General features: G+C 71.7%; 22 protein-coding genes. 6 read left to right on the forward strand and 16 right to left on the reverse strand.

The window, feature by feature from the left end:
* Window positions 1-6: 6 nt before the first annotated feature.
* The 5 genes from DMB42_RS04060 to uraD are packed head-to-tail and all read right to left on the reverse strand — an operon-like array spanning window position 7 to window position 3,015.
* Window positions 7-477 carry a (2Fe-2S)-binding protein gene (locus DMB42_RS04060; protein WP_125630649.1) on the reverse strand — a complete coding sequence of 157 codons (471 nt, stop codon included), beginning with the start codon at window positions 475-477 and terminating at the stop codon, window positions 7-9.
* On the reverse strand, window positions 477-1,337 hold the full coding sequence (locus tag DMB42_RS04065; RefSeq protein ID WP_125630651.1) for a xanthine dehydrogenase family protein subunit M: 861 nt from the start codon (window positions 1,335-1,337) through the stop codon (window positions 477-479). Before DMB42_RS04065 ends, DMB42_RS04060 begins: the two co-directional genes overlap by 1 nt.
* 5 nt (window positions 1,338-1,342) lie before the next feature.
* On the reverse strand, window positions 1,343-2,206 hold the full coding sequence (gene pucL, locus DMB42_RS04070; RefSeq protein ID WP_125630653.1) for a factor-independent urate hydroxylase: 864 nt from the start codon (window positions 2,204-2,206) through the stop codon (window positions 1,343-1,345).
* On the reverse strand, window positions 2,207-2,506 hold the full coding sequence (gene uraH / locus DMB42_RS04075) for a hydroxyisourate hydrolase (protein ID WP_125630655.1): 300 nt from the start codon (window positions 2,504-2,506) through the stop codon (window positions 2,207-2,209). It lies immediately after the preceding gene.
* Window positions 2,503-3,015 carry a 2-oxo-4-hydroxy-4-carboxy-5-ureidoimidazoline decarboxylase gene (gene uraD / locus DMB42_RS04080; protein ID WP_125630657.1) on the reverse strand — a complete coding sequence of 171 codons (513 nt, stop codon included), beginning with the start codon at window positions 3,013-3,015 and terminating at the stop codon, window positions 2,503-2,505. The genes uraH and uraD overlap by 4 nt, the downstream gene beginning before the upstream one ends.
* 144 nt (window positions 3,016-3,159) lie before the next feature.
* On the opposite strand from uraD, the gene DMB42_RS04085 reads away from it, so the two are divergent.
* Window positions 3,160-4,002 (forward strand): deoxyribonuclease IV, encoded by an 843-nt coding sequence (locus DMB42_RS04085; protein ID WP_125630659.1) that lies wholly within the window; start codon window positions 3,160-3,162, stop codon window positions 4,000-4,002.
* 664 nt (window positions 4,003-4,666) lie between these two features.
* On the opposite strand, the gene DMB42_RS04090 is transcribed toward DMB42_RS04085, so the two are convergent.
* The 3 genes from DMB42_RS04090 to DMB42_RS04100 form a co-directional block, all read right to left on the reverse strand.
* Window positions 4,667-5,407: a LytTR family DNA-binding domain-containing protein gene (locus tag DMB42_RS04090; protein WP_125630661.1), complete on the reverse strand. Its 741-nt coding sequence runs from the start codon at window positions 5,405-5,407 to the stop codon at window positions 4,667-4,669.
* Between the two features lie 66 nt (window positions 5,408-5,473).
* Entirely contained in the window at window positions 5,474-6,613 is a 1,140-nt protein-coding gene (locus tag DMB42_RS04095) for a sensor histidine kinase (RefSeq protein WP_125630663.1), read from the reverse strand.
* Between the two features lie 55 nt (window positions 6,614-6,668).
* Entirely contained in the window at window positions 6,669-7,265 is a 597-nt protein-coding gene (locus DMB42_RS04100) for a molybdopterin-dependent oxidoreductase (protein ID WP_260477462.1), read from the reverse strand.
* Between the two features lie 155 nt (window positions 7,266-7,420).
* Here DMB42_RS04100 and DMB42_RS04105 point away from each other — a divergent pair, with 155 nt between their 5' ends.
* Window positions 7,421-7,711: a YiaA/YiaB family inner membrane protein gene (locus DMB42_RS04105; protein WP_125630667.1), complete on the forward strand. Its 291-nt coding sequence runs from the start codon at window positions 7,421-7,423 to the stop codon at window positions 7,709-7,711.
* Between the two features lies 1 nt (window position 7,712).
* Here the strand turns inward: DMB42_RS04105 and thiI are convergent, their stop codons facing one another.
* From thiI to macS, 3 genes are all read right to left on the reverse strand, one after another.
* On the reverse strand, window positions 7,713-8,909 hold the full coding sequence (gene thiI, locus DMB42_RS04110; protein WP_125630669.1) for a tRNA uracil 4-sulfurtransferase ThiI: 1,197 nt from the start codon (window positions 8,907-8,909) through the stop codon (window positions 7,713-7,715).
* Between the two features lie 65 nt (window positions 8,910-8,974).
* Complete coding sequence (locus DMB42_RS04115) at window positions 8,975-9,622, reverse strand: response regulator transcription factor (protein ID WP_125630671.1); 648 nt, start codon at window positions 9,620-9,622, stop codon at window positions 8,975-8,977.
* An 85-nt stretch (window positions 9,623-9,707) separates the two neighbouring features.
* Window positions 9,708-10,805: a MacS family sensor histidine kinase gene (macS, locus tag DMB42_RS04120; protein ID WP_125630673.1), complete on the reverse strand. Its 1,098-nt coding sequence runs from the start codon at window positions 10,803-10,805 to the stop codon at window positions 9,708-9,710.
* Between the two features lie 115 nt (window positions 10,806-10,920).
* Here macS and DMB42_RS04125 point away from each other — a divergent pair, with 115 nt between their 5' ends.
* Entirely contained in the window at window positions 10,921-11,790 is an 870-nt protein-coding gene (locus DMB42_RS04125; RefSeq protein WP_125630675.1) for an MHYT domain-containing protein, read from the forward strand.
* A gap of 98 nt (window positions 11,791-11,888) precedes the next feature.
* Complete coding sequence (locus tag DMB42_RS04130; protein ID WP_125630677.1) at window positions 11,889-12,707, forward strand: MHYT domain-containing protein; 819 nt, start codon at window positions 11,889-11,891, stop codon at window positions 12,705-12,707.
* A 153-nt stretch (window positions 12,708-12,860) separates the two neighbouring features.
* On the opposite strand, the gene DMB42_RS04135 is transcribed toward DMB42_RS04130, so the two are convergent.
* Both DMB42_RS04135 and DMB42_RS04140 read right to left on the reverse strand, forming a co-directional pair.
* Window positions 12,861-13,886, reverse strand: a complete 1,026-nt coding sequence (locus tag DMB42_RS04135; protein WP_125630679.1) for a 6-phosphofructokinase — start codon at window positions 13,884-13,886, stop codon at window positions 12,861-12,863.
* Window positions 13,887-14,155: 269 nt separating this feature from the next.
* The gene (locus DMB42_RS04140; RefSeq protein ID WP_125630681.1) at window positions 14,156-14,959 is read right to left on the reverse strand and encodes a methyltransferase domain-containing protein; all 804 of its coding nucleotides are present in this window, start codon (window positions 14,957-14,959) and stop codon (window positions 14,156-14,158) included.
* A 184-nt stretch (window positions 14,960-15,143) separates the two neighbouring features.
* On the opposite strand from DMB42_RS04140, the gene DMB42_RS04145 reads away from it, so the two are divergent.
* Complete coding sequence (locus DMB42_RS04145; RefSeq protein ID WP_125630683.1) at window positions 15,144-15,869, forward strand: Clp protease N-terminal domain-containing protein; 726 nt, start codon at window positions 15,144-15,146, stop codon at window positions 15,867-15,869.
* Here the strand turns inward: DMB42_RS04145 and DMB42_RS04150 are convergent.
* The gene (locus tag DMB42_RS04150) at window positions 15,826-17,340 is read right to left on the reverse strand and encodes a N,N-dimethylformamidase beta subunit family domain-containing protein (protein ID WP_125630685.1); all 1,515 of its coding nucleotides are present in this window, start codon (window positions 17,338-17,340) and stop codon (window positions 15,826-15,828) included. The genes DMB42_RS04145 and DMB42_RS04150 overlap by 44 nt on opposite strands.
* A gap of 131 nt (window positions 17,341-17,471) precedes the next feature.
* Window positions 17,472-18,371, reverse strand: a complete 900-nt coding sequence (locus tag DMB42_RS04155) for a beta-propeller fold lactonase family protein (RefSeq protein ID WP_185844447.1) — start codon at window positions 18,369-18,371, stop codon at window positions 17,472-17,474.
* Between the two features lie 94 nt (window positions 18,372-18,465).
* Between DMB42_RS04155 and DMB42_RS04160 the strand changes: the two genes are divergently transcribed.
* Complete coding sequence (locus DMB42_RS04160; protein ID WP_260477464.1) at window positions 18,466-19,323, forward strand: helix-turn-helix domain-containing GNAT family N-acetyltransferase; 858 nt, start codon at window positions 18,466-18,468, stop codon at window positions 19,321-19,323.
* Here DMB42_RS04160 and DMB42_RS04165 read toward each other — a convergent pair.
* Complete coding sequence (locus DMB42_RS04165) at window positions 19,280-21,469, reverse strand: MMPL family transporter (protein WP_260477465.1); 2,190 nt, start codon at window positions 21,467-21,469, stop codon at window positions 19,280-19,282. The two genes, DMB42_RS04160 and DMB42_RS04165, sit on opposite strands and share 44 nt — an antisense overlap.
* Between the last annotated feature and the right edge of the window lie 3 nt (window positions 21,470-21,472).

The raw sequence follows: 21,472 nt of genomic DNA on the forward strand, positions 1-21,472 counted from the left end.
GCGGGGTCATCGGGCCGCCTTCCGGGCCGCGGCCAGCCGTACGGCGTCGAGGATCTTCTCGTAGCCGGTGCAGCGGCACAGGTTGCCCGCCAGCGCCTCGCGGATCTCGGCGTCGGAGGGCCGGGGCACGCGGTCGATCAGGTCGTGGGCCTGGACGAGCAGGCCCGGGGTGCAGAAGCCGCACTGCACGGCCCCGCACTCGGCGAACGCCTCCTGCACCGGGTCGAGCCGGTCGCCGTCGGCCAGCCCCTCGACGGTACGCACCCGCCGCCCCTCGGCCTGCCCGGCGGCGACCAGGCACGGGCAGACCGGCAGGCCGTCCAGGTAGACCGTGCACGAGCCGCATTCGCCCTGCTCGCAGGCGTTCTTGGAGCCGGGGAGCCCGACGCGCTCGCGCAGGACGTACAGCAGGCTCTCGCCCTCCCAGACGTCGTCCACGGTCTCGTCGCGGTCGTTGACGGTGAAGGTGAGGCGCATCAGGCCGCCCTCCTCGTGAGGTGGTCGTTCCAGGCCCAGGTGAGTGTGCGCCGGGCCATCACGCCGACGGCGTGCAGCCGGTATTCGGCGGTGCCGCGCACGTCGTCGATCGGCGCGGCGGCGGCCGCGCACAGCTCGCCGAAGCGGGCCAGCAGCGCGGGGTCGAGCGGCGCGGTCCAGTCCAGCTCCCTGGCCAGCAGGTCCTCCGCCTCGGGGGGGGGGGGCGGTGTGGGCGCGGCGGAGCCGATCCCGGTGCCGACCCGCCGCTCGCCCGGGTGCAGGGCGACCGCGAACGAGCACACCGCGATCACCATGGCGTTGCGCGTGCCGACCTTGGAGAAGTACTGGGGGCCGGGGGCCGGATCGACGCGTACGGCCCTGATCAGCTCGTCCGGCTCCAGCGCGTTGCGCTTGACCCCGAGGTAGAACTCGCCCGCGGGGATCAGCCGGGTGCCCCGGTCGCGCGACTCGACCTCGACGACCGCACCCGCCGCCAGCAGCGGCGGGTGGCTGTCGCCCGCGGGCGAGGCCGCGCCGAGGTTCCCGGCGACCGTGCCGCGGTTGCGGATCTGCGGCGAGCCGACCGTACGCGCGGCCTGCGCGAGCCCCGGCAGCACGCCGCCCAGCTCGTTCACCACCGTCGTGTACGTCACCCCGGCCCCGATCCGGCAGCCCCCGTCGGTCATGTCCCATTCGCGCAGCTCGGCCACCTGGTTGAGGTCGAGCAGCGCCTCCGGCCTGCGCACGTCGAAGTTGATCTCGACCATCACGTCGGTCCCGCCCTGGACGGGCAGGGCACCGGGCCGGTCCGCCTTGGCGGCCAGCGCCTCAGCCCACGTGGTGGGCCGCAAGAAGTCCATCGTCCTCACTCCCAGGCGAATCCCGCGTCGGGGGCGTCCTCACGCAGCACACTGCCCTCGATCAGCCCGTACGGGCGGTCGGCGGCGTAGAAGACCTCGTTCTCGTTGTCCAGGCCGAACGGCGACAGGTCGACCAGGAAGTGGTGCTTGTTCGGCAGCGCGAACCTGACCTCGCAGACCTGCGGCCAGGTCGTCAGCACGCGCTCGCCCATGGTGTACAGCGTCTGCTGCAACGACAGGCTGTGCGTCTGGGCGAAGGCGTCCAGCAGGCATGCGCGCACCCGCGCGTACGGCGGGCGTTCCCCGTCCCCGGCGTGCCGCCACCGGGCCGTGACCGCGGTCGCCAGGATGCGGTCGGTCGTCGGCTGGAGGGTGGTGTACTCGTCCACGATGTAGCCGTGGAACTCCGAGCCGGTCGAGTTCAGCACGACCAGGTCCGTCAGCCCCGACACCACGGTGGTGCGGCCGTCCCCGTCGTGGTGCACGACGCAGGTGCGCACCTCGCCCCCGTCGCGTACGAACGAGTGCCGCGACCCGCCCGGGATGCGGTTCCAGGCGTACTCCTCGATCTCCACCCGCGCGTGGTGGATGGACGGGTACGCGGAGACGTAATGGCGGGCCAGTAAGAGGGCGAAGTCCTCGATCTCCTCGACGCCGTGTTTCCTGGCGAAGGCGTAGACGATGTTCTTCTGCGTGTCGGTGGGCAGGACCGCGGCGTTGCTGCCGGTCCGGTGCGCCTCTTCCATGTCGCCCGACAGGGAGGAGCTGACGTTGATGTCCTTGATGTGGTGGGTCGTTCCGTCGCGTACCACGCGGACGAGCCGGGTCTCCGCCTTGCCGTAGCGGTTGGGGCCGAGCTTGACGGTCATCTAGCTCCCTCGGTAGGTGGAGTACGCGTACGGGCTGAGCAGCAGCGGCACGTGGTGGTGCGCCTCCGGGTCGGACACGGTGAAGGCGATGACGACCTCGGGGTAGAAGGTGTCGGCCAGGTAGGCGCCGGTGTCGAAGACCACGCGGTGCACGCCTTCCCCGGTCTCCCAGCCCCCGATCCGGCCGTCGTCGTCGGTGCTGCCCCGCGCGAGCACGCGGCCCCCGTGCTCCAGCCGTACGCCGACGCCGGCGGCCGGCCTGCCGGTGACCGCGTCCAGGACGTGCGTCGAGAAGCTCATCTCCCCTCCTCCTCCATGAGCTTCCCCAGCCGGAGCCGGGTGATCTTCGCCAGTTCGTCGCGGACGACGCCGCGTTCGGTCTCCTCGTCGTTGCCCAGGCGCGCGCGCAGCCGGGCCAGCAGCTCGGCCCCGCTCAGCCCGGTGGCGCACACCAGGTAGACATGCCCGAACCGCTCCTCGTAGGCGCGGTTCCCGTCGGCCAGCGCCTCCCGCAGCCCGGCACCGCCCTCACCCGCGCCCGCCTGTTCCTGGCGGGACCAGCGCGACTCCCTGGCGTCCCCGGGCGCGCGTTCCCCGATCCTCGGGTGGGCGGCCAGCGCCTCCAGCACGTCGGGCCACTCCAGCGCGCGCACGGCCGCCTCGGCGGTCTCGGCCAGCCGTTCGCGGCCGGTGTACGGCCTGCGGACGGCCACGGCCGCGGCGAAGGCGCGGGAGGCGCAGCAGGCCAGCAGCTCCGCCTCCGCCTCCGCCCGCGGCCGCCGGTTGAACCCGGCCAACGAGTTGGGCATGTCAGCAGTACACACAGGGGCCTGCTCCCCGGTCCATCCGTGAGAACTCCCAAGTACGCAACGGGATGGCCAGGACTTTTCGTGTCATGCTCCAACCACGCCCCGGCCGGGCCGCCCTGAGCTGCGCCTACACTGGGAGCCATCATGAGCCCCACATCCCTGATCGGCGGACACGTGTCCGTCACCGGCGGCCTGGCGACCGGCGGTCTGAAGTACATGGCCGAGATCGGCGCCGAGATGGTCCAGGTGTTCGTCACCAACCCGCGCGGCTGGGCGCTCAACGACGGCAAGCCCGCCGAGGACGCCAAGCTGGCCGAGTCCGGCGTCGACGCCTTCATCCACGTGCCCTACCTGGTCAACTTCGGCTCACCCAGCCCCGAGACGCTGGCCAACTCCATCGCGGTCGTCCGCCACACGCTGCGGCGCGGCGTCGAGACCGGCGCCAAGGGGGTCGTGGTCCACACCGGCTCGGCCGTCACCCAGTCGCGCGACGACGCGCTGCGGCAGGTGCGCGAGACGCTGCTGCCGCTGCTGGAGGAGATCCCCGACGGCGGCCCCGACCTGCTGCTGGAGCCGATGGCGGGCCAGGGTGCGATGCTCTGCGCGACCGTCCAGGATCTGGAGCCCTATCTCGCCGCGCTCGACTGGCACCCGCGGGCCTGCGTCTGCCTCGACACCTGCCACGCCTTCGCCGCCGGTCACGACCTGGCCGCCGAGGGCGGGGTGCGGGAGACGTTCGACGCGCTCCACGCCATCGCGCCCGGCCGGCTCAAGCTCATCCACGCCAACGACTCCAAAGACGTGTGCGGGGCCAAGAAGGACCGCCACGAGAACATCGGCGCGGGCCACATCGGCGCCCGGCCGTTCGCCGAGCTCATGCGTCATCCGGCGGTGGCGGGTGTGCCGATCTGCATCGAGACGCCAGGCAAGGCCGACAAGCACCGCGAGGACATCGAGCTGCTGAAGAAGCTCCGCGACGAGGACTGACCCGGCTTTTCCCCCGTAACGGGGATGAAGAGCAAGCCCGGTCGTCAATCGTGATAGGGGCGCCTGCTCTCGCGATCCGGCCGCCCCCGAAGGCCGGATCGCGGGGCCGGGGTCCGTGGCCTCCGCAGGCGCCCCCTCACCTGATCGGCAGGCGGGCCCCACCCCCCGGTCAAGGGCCCGACAGCCGAGGTGACCTGCGCGGTCACCGGTGAAGCCGGCGCATCAGGCCCTTACTTGGGCCTTGCGGCCCGTCCCCCCCGATGCGCCGGGTGGCTTCTGATGCGGAAACACTACGGTCGCGATCTTGTGCGCGAAACCCTGTTTACGGTCAGCGCGTCGAACGGTCTGTAGTCATCGCCATACGGAGAGCGGTCATCCGGCGAGCGGTCTTCCGTGAGCGACGAGCGGTAGCTTCGTGGGTCCTCCCGGGGCCCGGCGGCTGCCTGCCGGCCGTCGTCCGCCCGGCCCATGGCGGGTCCGTACCCGCGTGACCTGGGAAATCTTTACCATAGCGACACCGCTACCAGACCCGGCGCCCCGCCGGGCACGACGTCGGCACGCCCAGCTTCACGCCCGCCCGAACGCACCAGCCCCCGCGTCCTGGGGGCGCAGGGGGCCGTACAGGGCCGTCAGGGGGCCGTTGGTCGGGGACGGGCGGGTGAGGTCAGGAGAAGACGCCGCGGTGCTGGCGGACGAGTTGCTCGCGGACCTGGCGGCTGTGCCGGCGGCTGACCTGGAGGGTCTCGGTGCCGACGGTGAGCGTCACCCGGCCGCCCTCGAAGCGCAGCTCGCTGACGTGCCGCGCCGAGACCAGCGTGCTGCGGTGGACGCGGATGAACCCGGCCTCCGACCAGCGGCGTTCGAGCGCGGCCAGCGACATGCGCACGAGGTAGCTGCCGTCGACGGTGTGCAGGCGTACGTAGTCGCCCTTGGCCTCGGCGAACCAGACGGCCTGCTGCGGCACGAACCTGGTGCGCCCGCCCAGCTCTACCGGGATCACGTCGTCCTGGGCCGGTTCGGCGGGCGGCGCCGAGGCCGCCTCCAGCCTCCTGACCGCCTCCGACAGGCGCTCGGCCCGGACCGGCTTGAGCAGGTAGTCGACGGCCTCCAGCTCGAACGCCTGCACCGCGCACTCCTCGTGCGCCGTGACGAACACCAGCTTCGGCGGACTGGGGAAGCCGCCGACCAGCCGGGCGAGGTCGAGCCCGCCCAGGCCCGGCATCCTGATGTCGAGGAAGATCCCGTCGAGCCGCTCGCCGCCGCCGATCATCTGGACCATGTCCTGCAGCGCGGTGACGCCGTCGGCCGCGGTCGCGACGTGTTCGATTCTCGAGTCCTGGCGCAACAGATAGGCCAGCTCCTCAAGAGCGGGCACTTCGTCGTCGACCGCCAGGACCCTCAGCATGGCCTCCACGCTGGCCTATGAAAGCAAAGGTCACAAGCGACACGCCAGCCCTGCGTAAAGAAACGACTACAATGCGCTAATTTGTGTCTTCGGTACGCGCAGCCGCACCTTGGTGCCCTCGCCGAGCGCGGTCTCCACGACCAGGCCGTAGCCGTCGCCGTAGATCTGGCGCATGCGCAGGTCCACGTTGGCCAGGCCGATGCCGCCGCCCTCGCGGGCCGGCTCACCGTCGAGCATGCGCCTGGCGCACTCGGGGTCCATGCCGGTGCCGTCGTCCTCGACGGTGATGTGGGCCTCGGGGCCGGCGTCGCGGATCACGACCCGTACCTCGCCGCCGCCGCGCCGGCCGCGCATGCCGTGCTTGATCGCGTTCTCCACGAGGGGTTGCAGGCACAGGAACGGCACCGGCACCGGCAGCACCTCGGGCGCGACCTGCATGCTGAAGCGCAGTTTGTCGCCGAAGCGGGCCCGTTCCAGCAGCAGGTACCGGTCGACGCAGGTCAGCTCGTCGGCCAGGGTGGTGAAGTCGTGGGCCCTGCGCAGGGCGTAGCGGGAGAAGTCGGCGAAGTCGAGCAGCAGGTCGCGGGCCCGTTTGGGGTTCGTACGGACGAACGAGGCGATCGTGGTCAGGGCGTTGTAGACGAAGTGGGGCGAGATCTGGGCGCGCAGCGCGCGCATCTCGGCCTCAAGCGCCCGGCGGCGGGAGGCGGCCAGGGCGGCGAGCTCCAGCTGCCCCGACACCCAGCGGCCCAGCTCGGTCACCGTACGCACGAGCGTCGCGCTGACTTCCTCGTCGAAGGCGGCCAGCGTGCCCACGACCGTGCCGTCGACGGTCAGCGGCACGACGACGGCCCCGTACGGCTCCCCGGCGAACACCTGCGCGCGCCCGGCGGCCAGCGTCGTGCGGGCGTAGGTGAGCACGTCGTCGGTGCAGGGGCCGTCCCAGGCCAGCGCGGCGTCGGTGGAGGTGATCGCGACGGCGCGGGTGCCGAGCAGCGTGCGCAGATGGCGTACGGCCTTGCGCGCCGACTCGCGGTCGAGCCCGGCTCTCAGGGCGGGGGCGGCCATCGCCGCGACGTGCAACGCGGTGAAGGCCGCTTTGTCCTTCCTGTCGCCTTCGGGGAGCGCATGGCGGCGCGTCCTGGCGCAGGCGTAGCCGAGGGCGAAAAGCAGAAGGGAGAGCGCCACGCAAGCGGTGGTCTGCATGCGGGAAACCGTAGCCAATAACCCACCGTGTTCGGGTGAAAACCCTGAGTGAAGTCTACGGCGGGCCCTCGCCGGGTTCCTCCTGGTAGGAGTAACGCTGTTCGCGCCAGGGATCGGCCAGGTTGTGGTAGCCGCGCTCCTCCCAGAAACCGCGCCGGTCCTCCAGGAGGTATTCGATGCCGCGCACCCATTTGACGCTCTTCCAGGCGTACAGGTGGGGGACCACGATGCGCAGCGGGTAGCCGCGGTCGGCGCTGAGCGGCTTCTCGTCCAGTTCGGTGGCGAACAGGGTGTCGGGGGCGGCGAAGTCGGACATGCGGAGGTTGGCGCTGTAGCCGTACTCGGCCCAGATCATGACGTGGCGCACACCGGGGTCGGGCGGCGCCAGCTCCATGATCGTGGCCGGGGTGACGCCCCGCCATTCGTTGGCCATGAGGGAGAACTTGGTGACGCAGTGGAAGTCGGCCAGGCGCGTGACTCTGGGCAGCAGCTCGAAGTCCGTCCAGGTCAGGCAGTGCTCCTCGCCGGAGGCCGTGGCGCCGAAGACGCGGAAGTCCCAGCTCTCCGGCTTGAACGAGGGCACCCTGCCGTAGTGGATCACGGGTCGGCCGCGCGGGACGTACTGGCCTGGAGGCAGGCGCGACTCCTCCACGATCACTCCCCTCACCGATCTCGCGTCTTGGGCCATCCTGCCATCGGCCCGCCCACGCCCCGCGCCCGGGGCTGGGGCGGGGCCTTGCGTACTCAGGAGTAACTTGAGTACGGCACCCCATGCGGCGGCCTGGCCTGCGGAGTCACGATTGGCCCATGAGCAAGCCCATCCGCCCCACGCAGACCACCGCGTTCTACGTCCAGGCGATCCTGTCGTTCGCCGTCTCCGTGTCGTCCGTGGTGATCGCCCTGATCTACCTGCCGGCCTCCGGCTGGATCAGGGCGTTCCTCGCACTCGGCCTGCTGTACGTGGTCACCTCCACGGTCAACCTGTGCAAGGTCGTACGCGACCGGCAGGAGTTGTCGGAGGTGACCAACCGCGTGGACCAGGCCAGGCTGGACAAGCTGCTGGCCGAGCACGACCCGTTCAGGGTCGACGCGGCCTGAGCTACAGCTTGTACTCCTGGATCGAGTCGGCGAGCTGGACGCACAGCTCCTCGGCGTCGAGCCGCTTCTCGATCTGCTTGAGGTCCTCGATCTTGGCCCGGGTCTCGGCACGCTTGGGAGCCAGCAGGGAGCAGCAGTCCTCGTCGGGCAGCTCCGAGATCTCCAGCGTGCCGATGCGCCGGGCCTCGGCCATGATCTCGGTCTTGTCCCAGCCCACCAGCGGGCGCAGGATCGGCAGCTCGACCGCATTGTCCTGGGCGGTGATGTTGGCGAGGGTCTGGGAGGAGACCTGGCCGAGCGCGTCGCCGGTGATCAGCGCGCCGGCGCGGATGCGGTGGGCGACCTCTTCGGCCGTCTTCAGCATGAGCCGCCGCTGGGCGATCACGGCCAGGCGGTCCTGGCCGGAGGTGCGGATCGACTGCTGCGCCTTGCCGAACGGCACCACCCACAGGCGCGACCGCCCCTGGAACCGGTCGAGCTTCCTGACCAGCGCGTACGCCTTGTAGATCGACTCGGAGGTGGTGAACGGGATGCCGGAGAAGTGCAGGAAGTCGACGTGCAGGCCGCGCTTCATCATCCGGTAGGCCGCCACCGGCGAGTCGATGCCGCCCGACATGAGCACCAGCGCCCGGCCGCTGCTGCCGACCGGCAGGCCGCCCTGGCCGGGGATGCCGCCGGTGAAGATGAACACCTCGTCCCTGTCGACCTCGATGAAGACGGTCAGCTCGGGGTTCTTCAGGTCGACGGGCAGGTTGTACTCGTCGTTGATCGCGCCGCCGACAAGCCGGTCGAGCTCGTTGGAACGCAGCGGGAAACGTTTGTCGCGGCGGCGGGAGCGCACCGCGAAGCGCGCGCCGCGCCGGACCTCCTCACTGTCGCGGATCAGTTCGAGACCGGCCTTGACCACGGTGTCCGGGTCTTTGGCCACCTGCCAGGCGCGGTGAATCCACACCAGGCCGGGCACGTCGGCGACCCGCTGAGCCACGGCGTCGGCCCGCTCGACACCCGACCCCTGGGGCAGGAAGATCGCGATGACGCCGTGGCGGCGGCGTACGTCCGTCTTGAGGTCGAGATCCTTGAGCGCGAAGCGGATGTTGTCGATCAGGCGGCGTTCGAACAGCTCGCGGTTCTTGCCCTTGAGAACGATCTCGCCCAGCTTGAGCAGAACGCATGGCTCGCCCAGGGCGGACATCGTCATGGTGGAACCTCCGGGAAGACGGGGAAAGCGCGGCCGTAGGAAGGCAACGCCGCGACCCATCGAGTTTAGTCCGCGTCGAGGCCCTGCTCGATCGCATATCGGACCAGTTCCACCCGGTTGTGCAGCTGGAGCTTGCTCAGAGTGTTCTGCACGTGGTTCTGGACCGTGCGGTGCGAGAGCACCAGGCGGTCGGCGACCTGGCGGTAGGTCAGGCCCTTGGCGACCAGCCTGAGCACCTCCGTCTCGCGCTCGGTCAGCCGGGGGCCGCCGTCGGCCGCCGCCGCCGGGCGTGCGGCCAGCCGCCGGTACTCCCCCAGGACGAGCCCGGCCAGGCCCGGCGTGAAGACCGCGTCGCCGTCGGCGGTGCGCCGGACGGCGTCGAGGAACTCCTCCCTGCTCGCCGACTTCACCAGATATCCGCACGCGCCGGCCTTGACCGCCTCCAGCACGTCGTCCTGCTCGGCGCTGGCCGACAACACCAGGACCTTCGGCGCGGGCTCGGCTCCGGCCAGCCCCGCGGCGACCTCCGCGCCGGACATGTCGGGCAGGTGGAGATCCAGCACCACGACCTGGGGGCGTACGGCCGCGGCCGCGCGGATCGCCTGCCGCCCCTCCCCCACCACCGCCACGACCTCGTAGCCGGCCTCGGACAGATCCCTGGCCACGCCGTCGCGCCACATGGGGTGGTCGTCCACGACCATGACCCGCACCATGACGCCACTCTAACCGCGCCCACCGGCCCCCGGTCCGCGTCCCTATCCGCGCCCACCCGCCCCTCGTTCGCGTCCCTGATCCGCCCTATTCGCATGGGAGGCTGATCTCGATCTCCGTCCCGGACGGCGCGGAGGTGACGGTGACCGTTCCGCCCAGGTCGGCGACGCGCCCGCGGATGGACTGGGCGACGCCGAGCCGGCCCTCGGCGGCGGCCCGTTCCAGGCGGCCCTCGGGGATGCCGGGCCCCTCGTCCCGTACGGTCACCATGACGACGTCGTCGCACGACTCGGCGAACACCCAGGCCCGCGCGTCCGCGCCGCAGTGCTCCCGTACGTTGTCCAGGGCGGCCCGGACGGCGGCCGCGGCGCCCTCGGCGGCCGGCGTGGGCAGGACGAGCGGCGTGGCCGGGGTGGAGACCGTCACCAGCGGCGAGCCGTGCCGCATGAGCAGGGAGCGCAGGTCCGTGGAGCCGGTCGGGGCGGGCCGGGAGGCGATCAGCTCGCGCAGGGCGGCCTCCTGCTCACCGGCCAGGCGGCCCAGCTCGGCCGCCTCGCCGCCGATCTGCCGGCCGCGCCGCTGGACCAGGGCGAGCACCTGGAGCACCGAGTCGTGGATGTCGCGGGCCAGCCGGTCGCGTTCGCGCTGGGCGGCCTCCATCTCGGCCGCGCGCTGCATACGTTCCTCGGCCTCCTTGGCCAGCCGGGCCACGTGCCCGACCACCACGCCCGCCAGGAACAGCAGGACGGCTCCGTTGAGCATCACGGGCGCGTCCGGGGAACGCGCGCGCAACCACAGGTCCGCGGCGGCGACCACGCCCGCGGCCACCGCGCCCGCGCGCCGGCCGCCGTGGACGGCCCAGGCCAGGACCGGCGCGGCCACCCAGGTGGCGGGCACCGGCATGGTGCCGGCCGCGCCCTGCCGGACGCCCTCCACGTACGGCGAGGCCAGCAGGCAGGCCAGGGCCACCAGCAGGTCGATCGTCAGCAGCGGCCACCGGCGCAGCCCCTCGGCCGCGTACGCGTACGTGGCCCCGGCCGTCCACAACGCCATCACGGCGATCACCAGCCAGCCGATGACCGGCTCCTCGTAGCCCCGGTACTGGGCCATCAGCACGGCGGCGTACACGAGCGACGCGACGCGGAAGACCGCGATCGCGCGCCAGAACGGGCCCTCGATACCCATGAGTCCTTTTCATGTTTTCCGACATCGCGGTTGACAGATAGTTGCGGTATCCATGCGAAAGGGACAGGGCGGATGCCACAATCCGTGAACCCCTAATCACAAGGAATGTCGATATATGACCGCTGTTAATCATTTCACCCACGGACCGCTCACCCCGGTGCTCGCGTACCTGATGTCGTGCCTGGGTTCGATGCTCGGACTGCGGCTCACAGCTCAGGCCCACGCGAGCCGCGGCGGTGCGCGGATGCGCTGGCTGATCGGCGCGGCGATCTCCATCGGCGGCACCGGCATCTGGGTCATGCACTTCGTCGCGATGATGGGCTTCGAGGTGGAGGGCACGCAGATCAAGTACGACGTGCCGCTCACCATCGCCTCGGCCGCCGTGGCCATCGTGGTGGTCGGCACCGGCCTGTTCCTGGTCTCCTACGGCCGCGGCCGGGCCCTGGCGCTGCTCGGCGGCGGCCTGCTCACCAGGCTCGGCGTGGCCAGCATGCACTACCTCGGCATGTACGCCATGAACATGAGCGCCCACGTCTCCTACGAGCGCACGATCGTGGCCGCCTCCGTGGGCATCGCCGTCGTGGCCGCGACCGTCGCGCTCTGGTTCACGCTGCGGGTCAGGAAGCCGGTCTGGATCACCGGCGCCGCGATGGTCATGGGCGTGGCCGTCTCGGGCATGCACTACACCGGCATGTACTCCATGCACGTCACCGTCGACGCCGAGCCCGGCATGGTCACCGGCGCCGACGCCCTCGACTTCCTCGTCCCCCTGATGACCGTGATCAGCCTGATCACGCTGACCATGTTGCTCATGGTGATCCTCGCGCCCTCGGCGGAGGAGTTGCACGAGGACGCCGAGCTGGTCGCCCGCCTGGAGCTGCGCCGGCGCACCGCCCAGCAGCAGCCCTTGGCCTACCCCGCGCCGCCGGCCGCCGCGCGTGCCCGGCAGCAGCAGCAGCAGATGATGCGGGCGCCCCGGAGATAGGCGGCGCTGCAGGTTCCTGCAGCCGTGGACGCGGCTGTTGCGGCCCGTCAGAGGCTTTGCCCATACTCCCTATCAGTGAGCGAGGGATGGATGGTGACATGTCGCCGATCGACCACTTCTCCTTGGGGCTCCTGACCCCTGTCCTCGCGTACGCCATGTCCGGCGTCGGCTCGATGCTGGGGCTGCTGCTGACCGACCGCGCCCGGCTGACCGACGGCGGCGAGAGCCGGTTCTGGCTGGTGGGAGCGGCCTTCGCGATCGGCGGCACGGGCATCTGGACGATGCACTTCATCGGCATGCTCGGCTTCTCGGTGCGCGGCTCGGTGATCCGGTACGACGTCCCGCTCACCGCCGCCTCGGCGGTCGTCGCCGTCGCGGTCGTCGGGATGGGACTGTTCCTGGCCGCGTACGGCGGCGCGCGGCGCGGGAGCCGCCTGCTGGGCGGCGGCGTGCTCACCGGACTCGGCATCGCGGGCATGCACTACCTGGGCATGGCCGCCATGAACCTGTCGGGCCACGTCCGCTACGACGCCGCCATGGTGACGCTCTCCGTGCTGATCGCCGTGGCCGCCGCGACGGTGGCGCTGTGGTTCGCGCTGCGGGTCGAGGGCGTGCTCAGGATCGGCGGCGCGGCGCTGGTCATGGGCGTGGCCGTCTCGGGCATGTACTACACCGGCATGTACGCGATGTCCGTCGAGCTGAACGCCGGCATGGTCCAGGTGCCGGGCGCCAAGGCCATCGACTTCCTGCTGCCGCTGATCGTCGGGATCAGCGTGATCACCGTGGGCCTGCTGCTCACCTTCATCCTGTCGCCGTCGGAGAAGGAGTTGCGCCACGAGGCCGAGTTCCGGGCCCGTCTGGCCGCACGCGACGGGGGCGCGCCGGAGGTGGATCTCTTCGGCACGCCCCGCGGTTGATCTATGTCCTAGGTACGGCTTGCGGCACCAAGTGGGCCGCCGACTCGCTGCGCCGCAAGCCGTACCCTGAGGGGGGTTTCGTAGCGGTAACCCCGCTGCCCAGAAAGTACGGCCGGGCGCTTGCAAGCCGCTTTCAGCCAGCCGAAAGACACCTCAGCCGAAGAACACCTCGGCCTCCGAATACCTGGACGCCGGCACGGTCTTCAGCTCGGCCGTCGCCTCGTCGAGGCCGACCCGTACGATGTCGGTGCCGCGCAGCGCGACCATCGTGCCGAAGTCGCCCTCGTGCGCGGCGTCGATCGCCTGGAGCCCGAACCTGGTGGCCAGCACCCGGTCGTAGGCCGTCGGGGTGCCGCCGCGCTGGATGTGGCCGAGCACGGTCGTACGGGCCTCCTTGCCGGTGCGCTTCTCGATCTCCTTGGCCAGCATCTCGCCGATGCCGCCGAGCCGTACGTGCCCGAACGCGTCGAGGGTGCCGGTCTGCAGCTCCATCTGGCCCTCGACGGGGTGGGCGCCCTCGGCCACGACGATGATCGGCGAGTAGCGGGTGCGGAAGCGGGACTCGACGTACTCGCAGACCCGGTCGATGTCGAAGGGCTTCTCGGGGATGAGGATCACGTTCGCGCCGCCCGCCATGCCCGCGTGCAGCGCGATCCAGCCCGCGTGGCGGCCCATGACCTCGCAGATCAGCGCGCGGTGGTGGGACTCGGCGGTGGTGTGCAGCCGGTCGATGGCCTCCATCGCGATGTTGACCGCGGTGTCGAAGCCGAAGGTGTAGTCGGTGCCGGACAGGTCGTTGTCGATGGTCTTCGGCACGCCCACGACCTTGACGCCGCGGTCGTAGAGCTGCTTGGCGACGCCGAGCGTGTCCTCGCCGCCGATGGCGATCAGCGCGTCGACGCCGGTGGTGGCGAGGTTCTCCTTGATGCGGTCGACGCCGCCCTCGATCTTGATCGGGTTGGTACGGGAGGAACCGAGTATGGTGCCCCCCCGCGGCAGGATGCCCCGTACGGCCCGGATGTCCAGCGGCATGGTGTCGCCCTCCAGGGGACCGCGCCACCCGTCGCGGAACCCCACGAACTCATGGCCGTACGTGCTCACCCCCTTACGCACCACGGCCCTGATGACGGCGTTGAGACCCGGACAGTCTCCGCCTCCGGTGAGCACTCCTATACGCATGGCGGGTTCCTCCCGATGGGGTTCACGAACCATTGCTCGGTGACAGCTCGCATTGTGCCCGGAGGGGCGCTCAGTGGTCTAGACCAAACGCGAGCCGCGGAGGATTTCGTCGGACGGGCGATCATGCGGCTCCTGGAAATGCCTGTCACCGGGCATCGGCCGGGGCCGTCGACGCCGCCGCTGGAGGTCGCTGACCTGCGCCGCCTTCTCAAGCTGCCGACCCACCTCCTGGACTTGATCTAACCCGGGCGATAGGCGCTGAAACCCCACTAATTCGATCTTGGCGGATCAGATCGGCCCGCCTGGCCGGCTTCGAGAACGAAGAACAAGAAGCACAGGAACCTCGTACGGGTGGGCTCGATCCCGCGGAGCTCCTCGGAGAACAGTTCCCGGGCCTCCGGCACGAACGGCGGTTCGCTGATGACGCTGATGCGAAAGCCCGCCACGGTGAAGGCGTCGGTCATCGCGTGCAGCGGCCGGTTCCAGAACTTCAACTGGGCGGTCTGCCCACCCATGGTCCATTCTTCGGTCCGGCTGCGGGTCTCGAAGTAGTTGGGCTTTTCCCCGGCCATGTGCTGAAAGAGGACGCCGGAGAAGGGATGGTCGACCGAGACGAGGAGTCGGCCGCCAGGCTTCAGCACGCGTCGCAGCTCGGCCAGTGTCGGCCCCCAGTCCTCCAGGTAGTGCAGCACCAGGGACGCGGTGACGTCGTCGAACGCCTCGTCGGGGAAGGGCAGCGGGCCGGCCAGGTCGGCGACCAGCAGCTCCGCGTCGGCGCCCAGCCGGCGTCGGGCCTGCTCCAGCATCCCGGCGCTCGCGTCGATGCCGGTGACGATGGCGCCTCGATCGCGCAGCGCGGCGAACAGCGGCCCCGAGCCGCAGCCGGCGTCGAGAATCCGCCTTCCGGTCACGTCCCCGGCCAGCTCCAGCATCGCGGGCCGCTCGTAGTACGCGTTCGCGAGGCTCGTCTCGTTCTCGGCCGTGTACCCCTCGGCGATCATGTCATAGGCGTTGAGTGCGGAGGGGTTCGCGGTCTCAACGTGATCTTCGGGCATCGTAGGCATGCGGGCCATTCTGGCCCGGCGGTCTCGGCGGCACAGACATACGGCAGATCTGGATTAAGCATGAAACGGCCTGACATCCCCCTCTCAGGCGCTCAGTCAGACGCGCCTGGCGGAAACGCGGGGCCGACCAGTCCCCAGCGTCGACCGTCAACCAAGGGTTGACGCTGGAGAATCGTCAACCTATGGTTGACGCATGGATGCAACCGTACGTCTCGACGACCTCATCGCCGCCATCAAGAGCCGTCACCCCGACGGCGACCCCCTCGGGCAGCTCTCCGACGCCGTCACGCTGGGCGAGCACCTGGGGGACGTGGCCGATCACCTGATCGGCCACTTCGTGGACCACGCCCGCCACTCCGGCGCCTCCTGGACGGAGATCGGGCGCAGCATGGGCGTCACCAAGCAGGCCGCGCAGAAGCGGTTCGTGGCCAAGGAGAGCGGCTCGCTCGCCGACGACCTGCGCAACTACGCCCGGTACACCGACAAGGCGCGGGTCGCGGTGGTCAAGGCGCAGGAGGAGGCGCGGCTCTCGGGACACGACCACATCGAGGTCGGGCACCTGGTGCTCGGGCTGCTGCACGTGCCGGAGGCGCTGGCCGCCGCCACCATGGCGACGCTCGGCGCCTCCCCCGAGGCGGTCAGGGAGGCCGTCACGGCCGCCATGGGCCCCGGGGGCGGACAGTCGCCGGTCACCCTGCCGTTCGCCGCACAGAGCGCCAAGGCGCTGGAGCTGACCCTGCGCGAGGCCCTGCGCCTCGGGCACAACTACGTCGGCACCGAGCACCTGCTGCTCGGCGTGCTCTCCCTGGAGGAGGGCCCGGTGGTGCAGGCCCTCGCCGACCTCGGCGTACGCAAGGAGCCGGCCGAGCGGGAGATCAAGAAGCGGCTGGAGGAGATCCTGCGCGAGCGGCACCCCTAGGCGGTCCCGCGTGATCCCGGGCAGCGCGATGGGGAGCCGGCGCGGGGTGTTCGGCGGGCGGGTGTTCGGCGGCCGGGTGTTCTCCGGCGGAGTGTTCGGCGGCCGGGCCGGCGGCGAAGCGGGTCAGCACGTTCGTGGTCGCGCGGCGGGTGAAGGCGGCCGCCGACTCGGGGACGCCGTGGCCGCACTTCTTGCCGCGCATCGCGCACACCCAGCGCATCGTGCCCGACGCGAACACCCCGGCCCCGCTCGGCGCCGTGTAGTACGTGCTCTGCGACGTCGTCGTCCGTCCCGAGCACGAGAAGGGCGAGTCGGCCAGCACCTCGACGCCCTTCGGCGAGCCCCGCGAGACCTTGTCGGTCTCCGGGCCGACCATGCCGGGGAAACGCCGCCCCCGGGTGCCCGCGAAGATCCAGTGGCCGGGCCTGCTGACCGTGTAGGCGCCCTGGGCCGGGAAGCAGTCGTACATCTGACCCACCAGGGCGCTCTCCGGGCGGGAGTCCCGCCACAGCGGGCACAGCCGTTCCTTGTCGCAGGCGACCGTCCTGCCCTGGATCGCGATGCGCCAGTAGATGGCGTTCGCGCCGAGGAAGGCGAGGTTCGTCCCGCTGTCCCGGGCGCGGGTGACGGCCGTGCGCATGGCGGGCGACCAGTACTCGTCGTGGCCGAGCGAGACCACCGCCTTGGCGCCGTCGAGCACGCCGGGGCCGAGGTCGAGGCTCGTGAGGTAGGCCAGGGGCACCTTGCTGCGTTCGGCCACGGCCAGCGCCGACTGCTCGAAGTCGAGGAACAGGCGGGCGCCGCCCCCGTCGTACGGGCGGTCGAAGGTGACCGCGCGCGAGCGGTCGGCGAAGCCGCCCGGCCCCAGGTACAGGCTGCGTCCGCCCCACAGGTTGTACGCCTGCCAGGTGGTGACCGCGTTCACCAGCACCACGCGGCCCCGGGTGGAGGCCGAGCGCACCGTGACGGGCACGTACCGCTGGGCGCCGGTGGAGGCGTCGAGCCTGATCAGGTACGCGCCCTCCGCCCAGCCGCCGGTGTCCACGGTGAGCGAGGGTTTCCAGTGGGCGGCGGTCACCGTGCCGTGCACGGTTCTGGCCGGGGGCTGGCGTACCCCCTTGACCTGGGACGACTCCCACACCTTGACCGGGTGCGCGCCCATCCTGAAGGCGCTGGCGGTGAAGCGCGGCGCGGTGGTGGAGACGCGCAGGCCGAAACGCTCGCCGGGCAGCACGCTGACGTGGTCGGCGTAGCCCTCGATCTCGTGGTCGGCCCCGCGGGTGGTGATCCGCCACGACTGCGCGGCGTCCACCGCCGTCGGCTCCGGGCTGGGCTCCAGGCTGGGCTCCGGGGGCCGGGGCGCGGACGGCGCGGGCGGCGCGGGCGGCGCGGGGCGTACGGGTGGACCGCCGCAGGCCGCGGCCGGCAGGACGGCGATCAGCAGGGCGAGAAGCAACAGGATCTTGCGCACCCCGCCATCGTCCACGGCCCGGCGCCGGACCGGGCCGTGACTTGGCCAACTTCTTACACGACCGGCGACTCCCGCCGACCCCCCGTACGACCTGCGGCTCCGGGCCCGGCTGCGCCACCGGGCCCGGCCTGTCACACGGGCAGCACGCAGGCCGGGCTGGGCACCTCGTACGCCTGCCCGGCGGGTTCCGGCACGCCGTCCTTGAGCGTGAACACGATGACCTCGCCGGAGTTCTGGTTGGCGACGTACAGGCGGTCGCCGGTGATGGCGAAGTGCCGGGGCCAGTCGCCGCCGGAGGGCACCTCGGCCACCGGGGACAGGTCGGCGGCGCGCAGCACCGAGACCGTGTTGGGCCCGCGGTTGGCGACGTAGACGAAGTCGCCGTCGAGCTGGAGGTGGGAGGGGAAGTTCTGGCCGCTGTCGCGGGAGGCGGGGACGACGGTGCGGCGCTCGCCCTCGACGAGGGTCACGGTGCCGTCCAGCTCGCCGGCCACGTACAGGCGGTCGCCGTCGAAGGCGAGGTGGCGCGGGCCGCTGCCCGGGGCCAGGGTGATCGGGTCGAGCGGGGCGCCGTCCAGGCGGTAGCGGCGGATCTCGTCGGTGCCGAGGTCGGCGACGTGCAGCACGTCGTCGTGGAAGACGCACTGGTGGGCGTGCGGGCCGGCCTGGCGGTCGATGTCCGGGCCCGAGCCCACGTGCCGCAGGACGATCGGGTCGCCGGTGAAGGCGCCCCGCTCGTCCAGGCGGTGCAGGCTGGCGGTGCCGTCGCCGTAGTTGGCCGCGGCCAGCAGGCTGCCCGAGGGGTGCACGGCGACGTGGCACGGGCTGTCGCCCTCGCTGGGCCGTTCGTCCAGCGGGGAAAGGGCGCCCTGGGTGGTGTAGGCGGTGAGCCAGCCGCGCTCCAGCTCGCCGGCGGCGTACAGCACCGGCAGGGTGGGGTGCGCGGCCAGGAACGACGGCGAGGCCACGCGGGTCAGCTCGCCGCCGACCGTGAAGATGCCGGGACCGTAACCGCCTATGTACAGCTTCACAATGGGATCCTTCTTATGGTTGACTGTGGCAATGAGTTCGTTGACGGAGGCAAGGGTTTCTGAGATCAGAGCCTTCAACCGGTTCTATACGAAAGTGATCGGCGTCCTCCAGGCGGGCATGCTCGACTCGCCCTACTCGCTGACCGAGGTGCGGGTGTTGTTCGAGCTCGCGCACGCCGAGAGCATGGAGACCGGGGAGCTGCGCGGCCTGCTCGACCTGGACGCGGGCTACCTGAGCCGGATCCTGACCCGATTCGAGGGCGACCGGCTGATCACCCGCGAGCGGTCGGCCGCCGACGCCCGCAAACAGCTCGTACGGCTGACCGCGGCCGGCGCCGCCACCTTCGCCGGCCTCGACCGCCGCTCGGCCGAGGAGATCGAGCGCCTGCTCGGCGGCCTGCCCGAGGAGGACCGGGCGCTGCTGGTCGGCAGCATGGCCACGATCAGGCGGCTGCTCGGGGAGGGCTCTGACCGTTCGTACGTGATCAGGCCCCCGCGCACCGGCGACCTGGGCTGGGTCGCCTACCGCCACGGCGCGCTCTACAGCGCCGAGTACGGATGGGGCACCGACTTCGAGCAGCTCGTGGCCCGGATCGTGGGCGCCTACGACCCCGCCCGCGACGCCGGCTGGATCGCCGAGGCGGACGGCGAACGCGCCGGCTGCGTGTTCTGCGTGCACCAGGACGACACGACGGCCAAGCTGCGCATGCTGCTGGTCGAGCCGTCGGCGCGGGGGCTGGGGATCGGGCGGCGCCTGGTGGCCGAGTGCCTGCGCCACGCCAGGGACAGGGGCTACGGGCGGATCACGCTGTGGACGCGCGACTGCCTGGTGAGCGCGCGGCGCATCTACCAGGCGGCCGGGTTCGAGCTGGAGTCGGCGCAGAAGGGCACGGAGAACGGCGCCGAGGTCACCGAGGAGATGTGGTCGCTCGACCTCGCGGCCACCAGTTGAGCGGCCCGGCCAGGCGCATCAGGCTCGGCACCAGCACCGCCCTGATCACGGTGGCGTCCGCCAGCACCGCCACCGCCATGCCGACCCCCAGCATCTGCACGAACACCACGCGCGCGGTGGCGTAGGCGGCGAACGTGAGCGCCAGGATGCCGCCCGCCGCGGCGATCAGGGGCGCGCCGCGTTGCAGGCCGGTGGCGACGGCCCGCGCGGTGTCGCCCGTCCGGTCGTACTCCTCCTTGATCCGGGACAGCAGGAAGACCTCGTAGTCCATCGACAGGCCGTAGGCGACGCAGAGCATGAGGATCGGGATGCTCGGGTCGAGCGTGCCGGTCGGGGTGAAACCGAGCAGGCCGGACAGGTGGCCCTCCTGGAAGATCCATACGACGGCGCCGAACATGACGCCGAGGCTGAGGACGTTCAGCAGGGTCGCCTTGAGCGGGAGCACCAGGCTGCGGGTCATCAGGAACAACACCGCGAACGTGACGCCCAGCATGAGCGCGAGCACCAGCGGCAGGCGGTCCACGACGGAGGCGCGGTAGTCGGCCAGCTCGGCCGGGTAGCCGCCGACCAGCACCTCGAACGGCGGCGGCACGGCCCGTACGGCCGCCACGAGCCGCACCGGGTCGCCCGCCAGCGCCTCGGCGGACGGCACGACCGACAACCACGCGCCCTCGCCGCGGAAGCGGACCGGGTCGCCGTCGCCGACGCGCCGGCCCGCCGCGTACGAGCCGGCCGCGGAGTCGACCTGGGCGACGCCCGGCACCCGCGAGAGCCGCACCGCGTACGCCGGGACGTCGCCCGGTGTCGCCCCCTTCGAGATGATCTGGATGGCGTCGGTCTCCTCCGCCGGGAAGGCCCGCCTGATGACCTCCTGGGTCTGCCGGGAGGACGCCTCCGGCGGCAGGATGCGGTCGTCGGCCGTACCGAAGCGCAGGCCGAGGAACGGCGAGGCGAGCACCAGCAGCAGCGCCGCGGCCAGGCCGCCGGACACCAGCGGGCGGCGCATGACCCGGGTGGCCAGGCCGTGCCAGAAGCCGGTGTGCCGCTCGGGCGGCTGCCGCCTGGGCACCATCGTGCCGCCCGCGACGGCCAGCACGGCGGGCAGCACGATCACCGCCGCGAACAGGCCGCCGGCGACGACCGCGATGCCCGCGTAGGCGAAGGAGCGCAGGAAGTCGAAGGGCAGCGCGAACAGCACGGCCAGCGAGGTGGCCACGGTGAGGCCGCTGAACAACACGGTCCTTCCGGCGTGCTCGACGGCCCCGGCGACGGCCGCCGCGCGGTCGCGCCCGGCGCGGATCTCCTCGCGGAAACGCTGGACGACGAACAGGCAGTAGTCGATGCCGAGCCCGAGGCCCATGGCCAGGGTGAGGTTGAGGGCGAACGTCGAGATCCCGGTGAACGGCAGCACGCCCCGCAACAGGGCCAGGCCGACCACCATGGCCAGCACCCCGGCCAGGATCGGCACCAGGGCGGCCATCGCGCGCCGCTGGTAGAGCCAGAGCAGCACGAACGCCAGCGGGAAGATCACCAGCTCGGCCCGGACGAAGTCCTGCCTGGCCAGCGGCACGGTCTCGCGGAACACCTCCTCCCCTCCCCCGGCCCTGACCTGGAACGGGCCCTGCTCGCCGACGATCCGCGGGACCAGGCCGGGCAACACCCGCGTCCGCACGTGGTCGGCGTCGCCGGGGATCCGTACGACGACGAGCGCGTGCCTGCCGTCCGCACTGCGCAGGGTGGCGGGCCTGCCCCTGGTCCAGTACGAGGACGCCTCCCCGACGCCCTCGGCCCGGCCGATCCGCGCGGTGAGCTCCCTGCCCGCCGCCTCGGCCGCGGGGTCGTCGACGGTCCCGGACGTGACGGCGCCCGATCTGACGGTGGCCAGGAAGACCAGGTCGGGGCTGCCGGTGGCGAACCGGCGTACGAGCTCGGCCTGCGCCTGGTCGGACTCCGAGCCCGGCGCCTCGAAGCGGGCCAGCGACAGGCGGGACACCGTCCCGGCGGCCAGTGTGCCCGCGACGACCAGGACGAACGCGGCCAGGGCCAGCACGAGCCGGCGGCGGCGGACCAGGAGGTGGCCCAGCCGGCGCAGCGGCGGCCCGCCGGCCGTGGCGCGCGGGCTCCGGGCGGCGACGTTCACGGCCACGCC

The sequence above is a fragment of the Nonomuraea sp. WAC 01424 genome (assembly GCF_003947315.1).
In the GTDB taxonomy this organism is placed as follows: Bacteria; Actinomycetota; Actinomycetes; order Streptosporangiales; family Streptosporangiaceae; genus Nonomuraea; species Nonomuraea spiralis.